Source organism: Streptomyces sp. NPDC047453, from assembly GCF_040643155.1.
GTDB lineage: Bacteria > Actinomycetota > Actinomycetes > Streptomycetales > Streptomycetaceae > Streptomyces.
In genome coordinates this window covers 43,037-56,221 of record NZ_JBEYTS010000045.1, presented here as the reverse complement: position 1 = coordinate 56,221, position 13,185 = coordinate 43,037, and the positions used below count along the sequence as shown (strand labels likewise).

Annotated in this window: 10 protein-coding genes, 1 tRNA gene and 1 pseudogene; 6 read left to right on the top strand and 6 right to left on the bottom strand. The window is 71.7% G+C overall.

The features are described 5' to 3' along the window. The 4 genes and pseudogenes from ABZ818_RS29700 to ABZ818_RS29685 all read right to left on the bottom strand — a co-directional run. Nucleotides 1-92: pseudogene (locus ABZ818_RS29700) on the bottom strand (transposase); the annotation flags it as partial. A 343-nt stretch (nt 93-435) separates the two neighbouring features. Further along, complete coding sequence (locus ABZ818_RS29695; RefSeq protein ID WP_361421175.1) at nt 436-1,233, bottom strand: DUF5707 domain-containing protein; 798 nt, start codon at nt 1,231-1,233, stop codon at nt 436-438. Between the two features lie 759 nt (nt 1,234-1,992). Further along, nucleotides 1,993-2,080 (bottom strand) — tRNA-Ser (locus ABZ818_RS29690). A gap of 62 nt (nt 2,081-2,142) precedes the next feature. Then, on the bottom strand, nt 2,143-3,579 hold the full coding sequence (locus ABZ818_RS29685; RefSeq protein WP_361421172.1) for a trypsin-like peptidase domain-containing protein: 1,437 nt from the start codon (nt 3,577-3,579) through the stop codon (nt 2,143-2,145). Nucleotides 3,580-3,834: 255 nt separating this feature from the next. On the opposite strand from ABZ818_RS29685, the gene ABZ818_RS29680 reads away from it, so the two are divergent. From ABZ818_RS29680 to ABZ818_RS29670, 3 genes are all read left to right on the top strand, one after another. Then, a complete protein-coding gene (locus ABZ818_RS29680; protein ID WP_361421169.1) occupies nt 3,835-4,662 on the top strand; it encodes a glycerophosphodiester phosphodiesterase in 828 nt (275 codons plus the stop codon). A gap of 69 nt (nt 4,663-4,731) precedes the next feature. Beyond that, complete coding sequence (locus ABZ818_RS29675; protein WP_361421166.1) at nt 4,732-5,370, top strand: ATP-binding protein; 639 nt, start codon at nt 4,732-4,734, stop codon at nt 5,368-5,370. Nucleotides 5,371-5,577: 207 nt separating this feature from the next. Further along, nucleotides 5,578-6,543: a DUF5926 family protein gene (locus ABZ818_RS29670; protein WP_361421163.1), complete on the top strand. Its 966-nt coding sequence runs from the start codon at nt 5,578-5,580 to the stop codon at nt 6,541-6,543. Nucleotides 6,544-6,799: 256 nt separating this feature from the next. On the opposite strand, the gene ABZ818_RS29665 is transcribed toward ABZ818_RS29670, so the two are convergent. Then, entirely contained in the window at nt 6,800-7,399 is a 600-nt protein-coding gene (locus tag ABZ818_RS29665; protein WP_361421160.1) for a hypothetical protein, read from the bottom strand. Between the two features lie 54 nt (nt 7,400-7,453). Next, entirely contained in the window at nt 7,454-8,119 is a 666-nt protein-coding gene (locus ABZ818_RS29660) for a bifunctional DNA primase/polymerase (protein ID WP_361421157.1), read from the bottom strand. Between the two features lie 503 nt (nt 8,120-8,622). Here ABZ818_RS29660 and ABZ818_RS29655 point away from each other — a divergent pair. From ABZ818_RS29655 to ABZ818_RS29645, 3 genes are all read left to right on the top strand, one after another. Beyond that, the gene (locus ABZ818_RS29655) at nt 8,623-10,158 is read left to right on the top strand and encodes a PP2C family protein-serine/threonine phosphatase (RefSeq protein WP_361421154.1); all 1,536 of its coding nucleotides are present in this window, start codon (nt 8,623-8,625) and stop codon (nt 10,156-10,158) included. 76 nt (nt 10,159-10,234) lie between these two features. After that, complete coding sequence (locus tag ABZ818_RS29650; RefSeq protein WP_361421151.1) at nt 10,235-11,716, top strand: aminopeptidase P family protein; 1,482 nt, start codon at nt 10,235-10,237, stop codon at nt 11,714-11,716. A gap of 98 nt (nt 11,717-11,814) precedes the next feature. Continuing rightward, on the top strand, nt 11,815-13,179 hold the full coding sequence (locus ABZ818_RS29645) for a PLP-dependent aminotransferase family protein (protein WP_361421148.1): 1,365 nt from the start codon (nt 11,815-11,817) through the stop codon (nt 13,177-13,179). The last annotated feature ends 6 nt before the right edge of the window (nt 13,180-13,185 follow it).

Below are 13,185 nucleotides of genomic sequence, written 5' to 3'. Positions count from 1 at the left end.
TCCAGGCCGAGGATCTCGCGGTGGCCGTCGGCGTTCACGCCGACCGCGATGAGCGCGTGGACGTTGATGATGCGGCCGCCCTCGCGGACCTTCTGACCCCGGATCAGGTCGAACCCGTACACCACTTCCCTGGACGCAACCTGCCGGGGCGCGAGGGTACCGAGTGGGGAAGTCGGGAGAACGACGTCGTGTCCCCTGCGTGCCCGGTCAGATGGCGAACGGCGGGGAACAACGGGGAACGTCGGAGTCCCCCAGGAAGGTCCAGGTCAGCGTCTCGCCAGCTCAGCGGTCATCCGCATACGCACTCTTCCAAACTGGTGCTCTAGGATCCCGGGCGCGCCGGCGCTTTTTTCGGCGGAAACGCCCCCTCGCGGAAACGACGAAGGGCCCGGCAGGCCGGGCCCTTCGGTTCTCAAGCTACCGCGCGCTGCGGGACTACTTCACGCCGACGAAGTCACCGGTGGCGTTGACTGCGGGAGTCGAGGTCGTACCGGCGAAGCTCCAGCGCCAGTAGCCGTCCTGCACCGCCTTGACCGTGGTCTTCAGGGTGCCGGTGTTGGAGCTCTTCACCGTTTTGACGGTGGTGTATGTGCTGCTGTTCTTCTTCCGGAACTGGAGTTTGACCGACTGGGACGTGTAGCCCGCGTACTTACGGGTGTCCCAGTTGGCCCGGTCCAGCTTGCCCGTGACCGTGATGGTGCTGCCCTTCTTCACGGGCTTCGGGGAGGCTTTGGCCGTCAGCCGCGACAACCGCTGGAACCTCACCGAGGAGAAGCTGTCATTCGCGGTGAAGTTCCCGTCCTTGCCCCATGCGCCGGCGTAGACCCGCCAGGTCGTGGCGTTGGTGTTCCACAGGTATCCGGGATCGACCGTGATGGTGAGGGTGCAGGTCGAGGTTGTGGCGTTCGCGGCCTTGCACTTGGCCCTTTCCCCGTCCGGGTGGAACCCGAAGCCGTACAGGTTCGGGTTGCTGTCGCGGCCCCTCCAGATGTAGGAGAGAGCGTCCTTGATGCCCGAGGAGTGGGACGCGGTGACGGAGACCGTCACCTTCTTGGTGGCGGTGGTACCGAGCACGATCGGCTTTCCACTGTTCACAACGACCTTGCTGATCACCGGGGCGGCGTCCGCCCGCGTCAGCGCGAACGAAGGGCTGCTCGCCTGAGAGACCGGCACGGCGAGGGCGGACAGGGCCAGGGCGCCGGAGGCAGCGGCAACAGTGGCACGAATACGCATGTGTTCCCCAGGTCTGGTCTGTGGGTCTGCTGACCCGACAGACCAGACCTGGGGCGAACGTGAAAGGTTGTATACAAAGATGAAATCTTCGAAGATCGATTTGAGATGGCCAACACCCCGCTCCGCCCCGTCAGTCGAACCACGCAGTCCCTGGCCAGCTCCGCCGTCCGCGACGAATCTGCCGAGTGCTTGCCGTACCGCTCGATGTGGTCGTGGACGACCTGGTGGTCGGCGCGGCCGGGTTGACCGTGCGCCAGCGGATGAGCGCGCCGCCCCTCGCGGGTGGCGGTGATACGAGCAGACATAGACGCGCCGCCCCCTCTGAGACGCTGGGCAGATGCTGACTGAAGACGTCGGCCAGCGGCCAACACTCGGCGGGAACGGCCCTTTCTTGATGGATCGGGAGAACGAGCGGCTTATCCGAGCTGCAACCAGCAGGCCCGTACCCCGACAGATCTTGGACTATGAGCGTCGGCTGCGGCGTGAGGCTCATGCCCAGAACGCGGCGGCGAAGCGAGCTGTACAGCAAGGAAGTACAGCAACCACAGCAGCCAGCCTCGACCAGTAGCGCCTCTGAGGGGCCATGAAGCGGCCTGTATGACCGTCACCGACCGATCCACATAGAGCTACGGATCAGAAGGTGCCCGTGCCCCATCCGTGCCCGATCCTGCGGGAAATCATGGGGAACCACGGTGGCGAGCGGGCATCGCGCAGCACAACGGCCCCTGACCGTTTTACCTGGTCAGGGGCCGTTCTGCCTGGCGGTGGGTGTGGGATTTGAACCCACGGTGACTCGCGCCACGACGGTTTTCAAGACCGTTCCCTTAGGCCGCTCGGGCAACCCACCCCGCGCCGCTCGTGCGCGGCGGCGCGGGGACAAGACTAACGGGTTGGCAGGCGCGCGTGGGATCAGCTGTCGCCGACGCGGGAGCCGAGCGTGAGTTCCGCCGTGCGCTCCTTCCCGTCGCGCTTGTAGGTGACGGTGACCTTGTCGCCGGGCTTGTGGGTCCAGATCTCGCCGATGAGGGTGGGGCCGGAGTCGATGACCCGGTCGTCGAGCTTGATGATGACGTCACCGGGCTTGAGACCGGCATCGGCGGCAGGGCCGCCCGGTTCGACCGGGTCCGATCCGCTGACGCCCTGATCGGTGATCTTGGCGCCGTTGGTCGTGTCCTGCAGGGAGACCGACGCGCCGATCTTGGCGTAGACGGGCTTGCCGGTCTTGATCAGCTGCTGGGCGACGTACTTGGCCTGGTTGATCGGGATGGCGAAGCCGAGGCCGATCGAGCCGGACTGACCCGCGCCCCCGAGGCCGCCGCTGCTTGAGGACTGGATGGCGGAGTTGATGCCGATGACCGCGCCGCGCGCGTCGAGGAGCGGGCCGCCGGAGTTGCCCGGGTTGATGGAGGCGTCCGTCTGCAGGGCGCTCATGTAGGAGGCCTTGCTGTCGGAGCCGCCGTCACTGGAGGCGACGGGACGGTTCTTCGCACTGATGATGCCGGTCGTCACCGTGTTCGACAGGCCGAAGGGCGCGCCGATGGCGATCGTCTCGTCGCCGACGGCCACCTTGTCGGAGTCGCCGAGGGCGAGCGGCTTGAGGTCCGAGGGGGCGTTCTTGAGTCGGACGACCGCGACGTCGTAGCCCTGGGCGTGGCCGACGACCTCGGCGTCGTACTTCCTGCCGTCGGGGAAGGTGGCGCTGAGCTTGCCGCCGTCGACGGCTTCGGCCACCACGTGGTTGTTGGTGACGATGTGGCCCTGGGTGTCGAAGACGAAGCCGGTGCCGGTGCCGCCCCGGCCGCCGGTTCCCTCGGCCTCGATGGTGACCGTGCTCGGCAGGGCCTTGCCCGCCACGCCCGCGACCGAGTTCGGGTCCCGCTTGATCTGCGAGGCGCCGTTGTCGGAGGCGGAGACCGTGGTGGAGCTGCTGTCGTCGTTCCTGGCCAGTGTGTAGCCGAGGCCGCCGCCCAGTCCGCCGGCGACGAGCGCGGCCACCAGGACCGCGGCGACCAGGCCGCCGCGCCGGCCGCCGGGCTTGGGCGCGGGCTGATGCTGCTGGTACGCGGCGCCCCAGCCGGAGCCTCCCGCGCCGCCGTCCCCGTAGGCGGGCGCGGCGGGGGACGGGGGCGGCCAGGAGCCGTCGGCGGGCGAGCCGTGGACCTGCGGTGCGGGCGCGCCGGCCTCGCCGTGGGCACCCGGGACGTGCGGAGGCGCGTCCGGGGGCGGAGGTGCGGACGGGCCGCCCTGGGGGGCGGCCGGGTGCGAGGAAGCAGCGGGAGTATCCACCGGCACGGGAGGTGCGGACGGCGCCGGGGGTACCGTGTTGCCCTCGTTCTCGGTGCTCACAGCTCTTCTCCTTGGTCCACGGCTGTTGTTGTCGGTCGCACTCGGCCAGCCATGCCCGCCGGTGACCCGGCGCGCTCCAGCTGTGCATGTGCAGGTGTGTACGTAGTCAGCTTTTCCCACGGGCCGTCAGAGCACCATAAGCCGTTGCTGTGGGTCCGGGTACATTCTTTACATAGGTCATTTCACATGAAACAGATACATTATCGACGGCTCCCCACCGTCCCGCCCATTCCGCCGCGGTGGCACCATGACGCGGTGACCCACGCACGACAGCACCACATCCAAGTCGTCGCCCACCGTGGAGCCTCCGAGGCCGCCCCGGAGCACACGCTGGCCGCCTACCGGAAGGCCATCGAGGACGGCGCGGACGCCCTCGAGTGCGATGTACGCCTGACCGCGGACGGCCATCTCGTCTGCGTGCACGACCGGCGCGTCAACCGTACGTCCAACGGCCGGGGAGCGGTGTCCGCCCTTGAGCTCGCCGACCTCGCCGCACTGGACTTCGGGTCCTGGCGCACGCGCGCGTCCTGGCGCGGCCGGGTCGAGGAGCCGGACTGGGAGGTGCGGCCCGAGGACCCCGAGGACACCTCCGTCCTCACCCTGGAGCGGCTGCTCGAACTCGTCGCCGACGCCGGACGGCCGGTGGAGCTGGCCATCGAGACCAAGCACCCCACGCGGTGGGCCGGGCAGGTCGAGGAGCGGCTGCTGACGCTTCTGAAGCGGTTCGGACTGGACGCCCCGGCCTCGGCCGCGAGGTCGCCGGTGCGTGTGATGAGTTTCTCAGCGCGCTCCCTGCACCGGGTGCGGGCGGCCTCGCCGGCCCTGCCGACGGTCTATCTGATGCAGTTCGTCTCACCGCGGCTGCGGGACGGGCGGCTGCCGGCGGGCGTCGGGATCGCGGGGCCCTCGATCCGGATCGTGCGCAACCAGCCGGCGTACGTGGAGCGGCTCAAGCAGGCGGGACGCCAGGTGCACGTGTGGACGGTGAACGATCCCGAGGACGTCGACCTCTGCGTGGACCTGGGGGTGGACGCCATCATCACCAACCGCCCGCGCGCGGTCCTGCACCGGCTCGGCCGCTGACCGGCCACCGGTCCAGCGACGATGACAGGGAGTGCTCCGGCGCGTTCGGTGAGTGATCGGATGTTCCAAATGCGTCGCCGGACGCGATTCGGCCGGTTTCCGGTACAGGCCGGTGGGGCATCCACACCGTGGCGTGGGGCGAAGGAGGTCTCGGGGGTGGCGTTGGTGGTGGCACAGGAGGTGCCCACGTCGTCGAGCATGGCCGTACCCCATGGCCCTGCGGGCGTGGGGGAAGCAAGACACCGGATGCGTGATCAGTTGCGCAGCGGTGGCGTGGCGGAACCGGTCATCGACGACGCCGTATTGATCCTTTCCGAACTCTTGAGCAATGCCTGCAAGCACGGCCGGCCGCTGCGCGGCGCCCTGGCCGGCGACGGCGACGTCCGGGCCGCATGGCGGGTGGACGCGGGCGGCAGCCTGATCGTCGAGGTGACCGACGGCGGCGGCCCGACCCGCCCGTCCCCGGCCACCCCCTCGGTCACCGCGCACGGTGGCCGCGGGCTCAACATCATCACCGCCCTCTGCGACGACTGGGGGGTACGGGACGGTGTCGGCGGCGAGGTCACCGTATGGGTGGTCGTCCACGACGACGTGCACGACCCGGACGCCGGTCACCGTCGCGACGACTTCGCCTCCCGGATCACCGCACCGTCCGTGTCGGCGCTGCCCGATCTGGGCTTCACGGACGCCTTCGGCGACCTGGACTGAACACGCACGCGTGCGCCGCGCCCGGGCGATGCCCGGGTCGGGCCGCGGGCGCGCGGGGCCGGCCGGTGGTCCCCGCCCCCCGGCGCTCCCCGCCGTTCCGTGGCGTTCCCCGCCACTCCCCCGCCGCGTCCACAGGAGCCCGTCGATGACGGCGTGAACGGCTAGGCTCGCGCCGTACGAGACGAGCCGTAACCGGGAGACACCCAGATGGCCAAGAAGCGACCCCAGACGAAGGCCAAGCGCCCGCAGCTCACGGATGGAGAGATCCCGGTCGTCGGTGCGCGCGAGCCCTGCCCGTGCGGCAGCGGCCGGCGGTACAAGGCCTGCCACGGCCGAGCCGCCGCGCACGCGGTGACCGAGCTGGTGCAGCGGCCCTTCGAGGGACTGCCCGGCGAGTGCGACTGGGTGGCGCTGCGCGAGCTGGTCCCCGCCGCCACGGCCGGGCTGGCGCTCCGCGACGGCCTGCCCGACGGCGTCCCGGCGGTCACGCTCGCCACGGTCCTGCCGATGGCCTGGCCCGCACTGCGCCGCGACGACGGCTCGGTGCTCCTCGGCCTCCAGAACGACACGGCGTCCGGCGACATCAGCCGCGACCTCGCCGACACCCTGCTGCGCGCCCTGGAGGCCAAGCCCGGCACCCCGGTGCAGGGCCGCCGCGCCCCGGCCGACGGCCCGCGGCTTCAGGACCTGCTCGACCTCGAGGCCCCCTTCCAGCCGGTGGTGCACGAGGGCTTCGAGTTCTGGGTGCCGGACGCGGAGAACGCGACGCCGGAGGTCACCGCCTCCCTGGAGCGGGCCAACGCGGCGGCGATTCCGACCGTGCGCCTGGAGAGCGTCGAGGCGGCGTACTGGTGCCGGACGCCGGAGAAGAACCACCTGCGCTGGGTCATGCCGCACGCGGAGGAGCAGCTTCTGGACGCTCTCGCGCGGCTGCACGCGGCGGGCCGGTCGAACCTCGGTGAAGGCACCCGTCTCGTGGGCTCCTTCCGGGCACACGGCCTCACCGTGCCCGTGTGGGACCTGCCGAGCGAGATGGGCGCCCAGGACGTGGAGAAGCCGGCCGCCGAGTTCGCCGAGCAACTGGCCGCCGCGCTGGCCACACAGACGCCGCTGACCGGGGACGAGCGCCGGGCCCGCGGCGGTCTGACCAACCGCCAGGTCACGCTGAGCTGAGCGACGGCCGGGCGGCCGGCCCTCCGGTCGGCCGCCCGGCTCGGGCAGATCGGGTGACCCCGGTCACAACCGGCGGACGGCTCAGGCGAGTCGGTGACCGGAAAGGCCGTCCACCCGGTGACTGGAAAGCCGGGATCGAATTTGCGAACTGCCGATCTCTTGTTACCGTTCCAGTAGCCCGGTTGCTGGTGCATCCCCCGTCGCCAGCAACCGGGCGCTTACGTGTCCGCCGACGCTCACCCAGCGCAGTCGGACGTCAACCGTCCGTTGTCATGGGCGAGTTGCTCCCGGATCGCAGCAGCAGCGCAGCGCGTCCGCCGCGCTCTGCGAACTCCGCGACCGCGCTGTACTCCGCCGCCGTCCCCCGGCTGCGCTCCCGCGGTGTCTCACAGGTCTCCGGCTCCCCGTCCCCGGCCGGCGCGCAGCGCGTCCGCACATTGCGCTCGCGCGGACCCATCAGGGTCAGGTAGGCGTCCAGGGGCCGTCCCGTCGCGTTGCGGTAGTAGGTGCGCGCCCAGGTGTCCTGGCCCTGGATCAGCACACAGGTCTGCGCCTCGACCCCGTCGGGCGAGGTGATCTCGGCGCCGCAGCGCGCGGCGGTCGCGAGCCCCAGGCCGAGCACCAGCGGGGAACGGGCGGGCGCGGCGGAGGGCTTGTCGTCGCCGGGCGGCAGGGAGCGCACCGCGGACCGGGCGTCCGTACCGCTCCGATCACCCACCTGGCCCGCGGACGCCCCGGCCAGCGGCAGTACGACGGCGCAGCCGACGACGCCCAGGAGGGCGAGCAGGCGGACGCGCTGGGGATCGGGGCCGCCGCACGGCACTCGGCTTCCGGGTCCGGCGGAACGACGCAGCATGCGGGGACGATAACGGCCCCGGGCGGGCGCTTCGCCCGCCCGGCCACGACACCCCTAGAACTCGGGGGCGCTCACACCCGTACGGGTGAGGGCCTCCACCACCGCGTCGACCACGGCCTCCACATCGGGCACCCAGGGCGAGGCGGAACCGGGCAACGGGGCACGCTCCCAGCGGATCGGGCCGGCCCCGGTCTCGGAGAGGGGCAGGGCGAGGTAGCCGCCCTCGCCGTGGAAGCGGAGGGAGCCGGGGACGAAGTCCTTGGCGTAGAGCAGTTCGCCCAACTGCTCCATGGAGTACGGCTTGACGAGGATCGCCCAGCGCGTGGGCGAGGCCACGACCGGGCCGAGCCGCATGCCGACGCGGTCGAGCGCCGTGAGGGCGCGGGCGGCCGGGAGGGCCGGCAGGCTCACCGCGCAGGGGGCCTTGCCCCCGGTGGCCAGGACGATCGGCGCGGTGGGCCGGTTGGTCCACCACCAGCGCACCATCCGGGCGTCGGCGGTGGCCGCGAGGAGGCCGGGTTCGAAGGGGTGCGCGCCGGGCACCGTGCACTCCGGGTCGGGGCAGCCGCAGCGGCCGCCGCGCCGCGGATCCGGTGCCACGCCCGGTAGCACGGGCCACTGCCACCGGGTCGCGAAAGTCAGGGCCGCGCTGATCGGCTCAGGCCCCCCGTCACTGTGCTGGGACGGGAGCCTGCGTCGCCTTCCGGGGATCTCGCGCATGAGCGCTCGTTCCTTTCCGTTGCACCGCTGGCAACACCGTGGACCACTCACACCATGTGTCGATCACTGCACTGTGCGTACCTGTTGGCGCATCACACCCCTGCCTTCAGGCACGGGGAACCCCTATGGGCCGAGCATCGGCTGCTTCCACGGCAGCCCCGTCCATACTGCGTCTACCAGAAGCATGGGCGTGGCGCGGGGTGGCGGAGCGTGGCGTTATGCCGTCTCGTGTTCTGCTCTCCGCCTCCATCACGCAAGGATGGGGCACGGTCGTCGGTGGCTAAGACGCCCGGGTCCGCCGCCAGGTTCCGGGTAGCACCCAACCACCCCTGGCCTTCTCCGAGTACGTACCCATCACGACCGCTGTGACGCTCTGTCGAGCAAGCCCAGTCGACCGCAACAGGCCGTCACCCGAGGCAGTTTCAAGCCAACTTCCCTTTTTCGCAAGAGGTGGGGAAGAAGACCCCGAGAAGCCCTCTGACACCAGGAAACCCGGCAGGACAATGCTGGACATCCCCTCACGAGTGCGTGTACATGTGGAGACACTGCTGGCGGCGCAGAATGACATGGGGGTTTGCGATGCTTTTGAGCAATACGCACCGGTCGGAAAGCCGGACGCCATGAGCGCCCCCCACCCTCCGAAAGTGGCTGGAATCGATTCGACGGTTCCGGCACCCGCACACACTGTCGCGCCCTCGCCCGCCGTCCCGGACCCCTCCCCGAGCGGTCCGTCCGGCCCGCACGCGCCCCGCCCACCGGGCGCCCTCCTCCAGGACCGGCTCGCCGGCTGGGTCTCCGACCTCACCACCCTGAACGAGCTCACCGAACGGCTGGCACGTACGAGCGGCCTCGACGCCGCCCTGAAGGAACTACTGCGCGCCGGCGCCGCCCTCGTCGGCGCCCGGCGCGGCCTCGCCGTCCTCGAACCGGACGACGGACTCGGCCCCGACACCACCATCGGCCTCGGCCTCGCACGGGCAGATCTCGGCCACATCGAGACCGTGCCGCGCAGCGCCATGCCCTACGGGAAGCTCCTCGACAGCGCGGCCGGGCTGCCGGGCGGCCACGGCGAGGTCGTGCGCCCCGACCTGCTCGCCGAGGACGGCCTCGATCCGCGCCACCGCGAGGTGGCCGACCGCCTCGGCTACGCCGCCAGCTACGCGCTGCCCCTGTCCACCGAGACCGCCGGCCGCCTCGGCGCCGCCGTCTGGTTCTACGACGAGCCCGCCGAGCCGGCCGAGCGGCAGCGCCACCTCGCCGGCCTCTACCTCCGCTTCGCCACCGAGCACCTGGCGCGCCTGCTCGACACCGAGCGCACGCGCGCGTGCATGGCGACGGTCTACGAGGAGCTGCTGCCCTCCCGCCTGCCCCGCGTCCCCGGTGTCCGGCTCGCCTCCCGGCACCGCACCGGGCCACGCGGCGGCGGCGACTGGTACGACGCGCTGCCGCTGCCCGACGCCGCGCTCGGCCTCGCGGTCGGCGCGGTCACCGGCGCCGGGCCCGGCGCGATCGCCGCGATGGGCCGGCTGCGGGCGTCCCTGCGGGCGTACGCGGTGATGGAGGGCGAGGATCCCGTCGCCGTCCTGTCCGACCTCGAACTGCTTCTGCGGCTGACCGAGCCCGCCCGCTCCGCCACGGCCCTGTTCGCCTACTGCGAACCCGCGCTGCGCCGCATCACCCTGGCGGGCGCCGGGCACTGCCCCCCGCTGCTGCTCGGCGAACGGCGCACGGAGTTCGTGGAGACGTCCGTGTCCGCGCCGCTGGGCATGCTCTCCTGCTGGGAGGCGCCGAGCGTGGAGTTCCAGGTGGCCGCGGGCGAGACGCTGCTGCTCTACACCGACGGGCTGCTGCACCGCACCGGCGATCCTGTGGACCGCGCCTTCGCCCGGCTGCACACGGCCGCGGCGAGCGTCCCGCGGACACTGCGACACGACCCGGGAGCCGTCGCCGACCACGTCCTGCACACGGTCCTGCCGAACGGTCTCGACGTGACCGACGGCGCGGAGGACGTGGCGCTGCTGGTGGCGTGCTTCGAGTAGGCCGCCCGGTGACCCGGTAACAGGTGCTTCCGCCTCTGGCCCCCTTCCGCACGACCGTACGATGGGGGATGGCCCAATGGCTGTATCGAGGAGGAAGACCGTGGCGCAGGAGCTGCCGGAGACCCCGGAGACCGCCGAAGAAGAACCGATCAAGCAGCGGAAGAACGGCCTGTACCCGGGCGTGTCCGACGAGCTCGCCGAGAACATGAAGTCCGGCTGGGCCGACACCGAGTTGCACGGCCTCGAGCCGGTCGAGCAGGCGGAGCACACCGCGCGCCGCCGCGCCGCACTGTCCGCACGCTTCCCCGGCGAGCGCCTGGTCATCCCCGCGGGCAACCTGAAGACCCGCTCGAACGACACCGAGTACCCCTTCCGCTCCTCGGTCGAGTACGCCTACCTCACCGGCAACCAGACCGAGGACGGCGTCCTGGTCCTGGAGCCCACCGCGGACGGGCACCGGGGGACGCTCTACCTCCTGCCGCGCTCCGACCGTGAGAACGGCGAGTTCTGGCTCTCCGGCCAGGGCGAGCTGTGGGTCGGCCGCCGCCACTCCCTGGGCGAGGCCGAGACCCTGTACGGCATCCCGACCTCCGACGTGCGCGAACTGGCGGACACGCTGCGCGAGGCCACCGGCCCGGTCCGCGTCGTGCGCGGCTACGACGCCGGCCTCGAGGCCGCCCTGACCGACAAGGTCACCGCCGAGCGCGACGAGGAGCTGCGGGTCTTCCTCTCCGAGGCCCGCGTGGTCAAGGACGACTTCGAGATCGGCGAGCTGCAGAAGGCCGTCGACTCCACGGTGCGCGGCTTCGAGGACGTGGTGAAGGTCCTCGACAAGGCCGAGGCGACCAGCGAGCGCTACATCGAGGGAACGTTCTTCCTCCGCGCGCGTGTCGAGGGCAACGACGTCGGCTACGGCTCCATCTGCGCGTCCGGCCCGCACGCCTGCACCCTGCACTGGGTGCGCAACGACGGCCCGGTCCGCTCCGGCGACCTGCTCCTGCTGGACGCGGGCGTGGAGACGCACACCCTCTACACCGCCGACGTCACGCGCACGCTGCCCGTCAACGGCACGTACAACGAGATCCAGAAGAAGATCTACGACGCGGTGTACGAGTCCCAGGAGGCCGGCATCGCGGCGGTCAAGCCGGGCGCCAAGTACCGCGACTTCCACGACGCCGCCCAGCGCGTGCTCGCGGAGAAGCTCGTCGAGTGGGGCCTGGTCGAGGGCCCGGTCGAGCGGGTCCTGGAGCTGGGTCTGCAGCGCCGCTGGACGCTGCACGGCACCGGCCACATGCTCGGCATGGACGTCCACGACTGCGCCGCCGCGCGGACCGAGACGTACGTCGACGGCACGCTGGAGCCGGGCATGGTCCTCACCGTCGAGCCGGGCCTGTACTTCCAGGCCGACGACCTGACCGTCCCGGAGGAGTACCGCGGCATCGGCGTCCGCATCGAGGACGACATCCTGGTCACCGAGGACGGCAACTGCAACCTCTCGGCCGGCCTGCCGCGCCGCTCCGACGAGGTCGAGGCCTGGATGGCGTCGCTGAAGAGCTGATACGGGTCCGAAGGCCGGGTACCCGCGAGGTGCCCGGCCTTCCTGTGCCGGGGCGCGGGTCCCGGACGTGCATTCACGTACCTAGGGGGAGGGTTCTCGTGGAGGACTTCTGGTCCGGTGCCGGGTTGGACCTGCATCTGGAACCGGACGCGGCGGCGGGCCGCCGGGCGGGACTGGAGAAGGCGCTCCGCGACGCGGTGCGGGACGGGCGGCTGCCGCCCGGGACACGGCTGCCGGCGACCCGCCGGCTGGCCGACGAACTCGGCATCTCGCGGGGCACCGCGAAGGCGGCGTACGACCAACTGGTCGCCGAGGGCTATCTGACGGCGCGGCAGGGATCGGGCACCCGGGTCGCCGCCCTGCCGACCGTCGACGCGCAGGAGCCGGGAGCGGCGGCACGCGCGCGTGCTCCCCGTTTCGACCTGCGGCCCGGCAGCCCGGACGTCGGCACCTTCCCGGCGGCGGCCTGGCTGCGGGCACTGCGCCGGGCCATCGCGACGGCGCCCTCGTTGACGTACGACTACGGCGACCCGCGCGGCCGGATCGAGCTGCGCACGGCGCTGTCGGGCTATCTGGGGCGGGCGCGCGGGGTGATCGCTCCGCCCGAGCGGATCGTCATCACCTCGGGGTACGTACAGGGGCTGGCGCTCCTCACCCGCGTACTGGACGGGGCCGAGGTCGCCATGGAGGACCCCGGGCTGCCCTTCCACCGGGAAGTGGTGCGGCGGGCGGGCGGCAGCGTGGCGCCGGTCCGGGTCGACGAACACGGTGTGTGCGCCCAGGACCTGGGCGAGCAGCGGGCCGTCGTCGTCACCCCGGCGCACCAGTACCCGACCGGCGTGACCCTGCACCCGGAGCGGCGGCGGGCGCTGACCGACTGGGCACGCGCGCGTGGAGGGCTGATCGTCGAGGACGACTACGACGGCGAGTTCCGCTACGACCGCCAGCCGGTGGGCGCGCTCCAGGGCATGGCGCCGGGTCAGGTCGCCTATCTGGGCACCGCCTCCAAGACCCTGGGGCCGGCCCTGCGACTGGGCTGGATGGTGCTGCCGCCGCACCTGGTCGACGCGGTGGCCGAGGCCAAGCTGCACAGCGACCACCACACCGAGACCATCGGCCAGTTGGCGCTCGCCGAGCTGATCGACAGCCACGCCTACGACCGCCACATACGCGCGTGCCGTCTTCGCTACCGGCGCCGCCGGGACCAGCTCCTGGACCGCCTCGGCTCCCGCCGGGTGCGCGGGATCGCCGCCGGTCTGCACGCCCTGGTGGACGTCGCCGACGAAGCGGAGACGCTGGCCCGCGCGGAGGCGGTGGGCCTGGCGCTCGGCCGTCTGGCCGACCACTGGAACACCCCCGGCGAGGACGGCCCCCAAGGCGTGGTCGTCGGCTACGGCACCCCCCGGGAACGGGTCTACCCCGAAGCCCTGGAGGCCCTGGCGAAGGTCCTGGCCGACGCCTGAGGGGGT

Bases quoted from the DNA above. Each gene is read 5' to 3' on its own strand.
- ABZ818_RS29695 (WP_361421175.1), bottom strand. From the start codon at position 1,233: ATGCGTATTCGTGCCACTGTTGCCGCTGCCTCCGGCGCCCTGGCCCTG.
- ABZ818_RS29675 (WP_361421166.1), top strand. From the start codon at position 4,732: ATGCGTCGCCGGACGCGATTCGGCCGGTTTCCGGTACAGGCCGGTGGG.
- ABZ818_RS29670 (WP_361421163.1), top strand. From the start codon at position 5,578: ATGGCCAAGAAGCGACCCCAGACGAAGGCCAAGCGCCCGCAGCTCACG.
- ABZ818_RS29665 (WP_361421160.1), bottom strand. From the start codon at position 7,399: ATGCTGCGTCGTTCCGCCGGACCCGGAAGCCGAGTGCCGTGCGGCGGC.
- ABZ818_RS29660 (WP_361421157.1), bottom strand. From the start codon at position 8,119: ATGCGCGAGATCCCCGGAAGGCGACGCAGGCTCCCGTCCCAGCACAGT.
- ABZ818_RS29655 (WP_361421154.1), top strand. From the start codon at position 8,623: ATGCTGGACATCCCCTCACGAGTGCGTGTACATGTGGAGACACTGCTG.
- ABZ818_RS29650 (WP_361421151.1), top strand. From the start codon at position 10,235: ATGGCTGTATCGAGGAGGAAGACCGTGGCGCAGGAGCTGCCGGAGACC.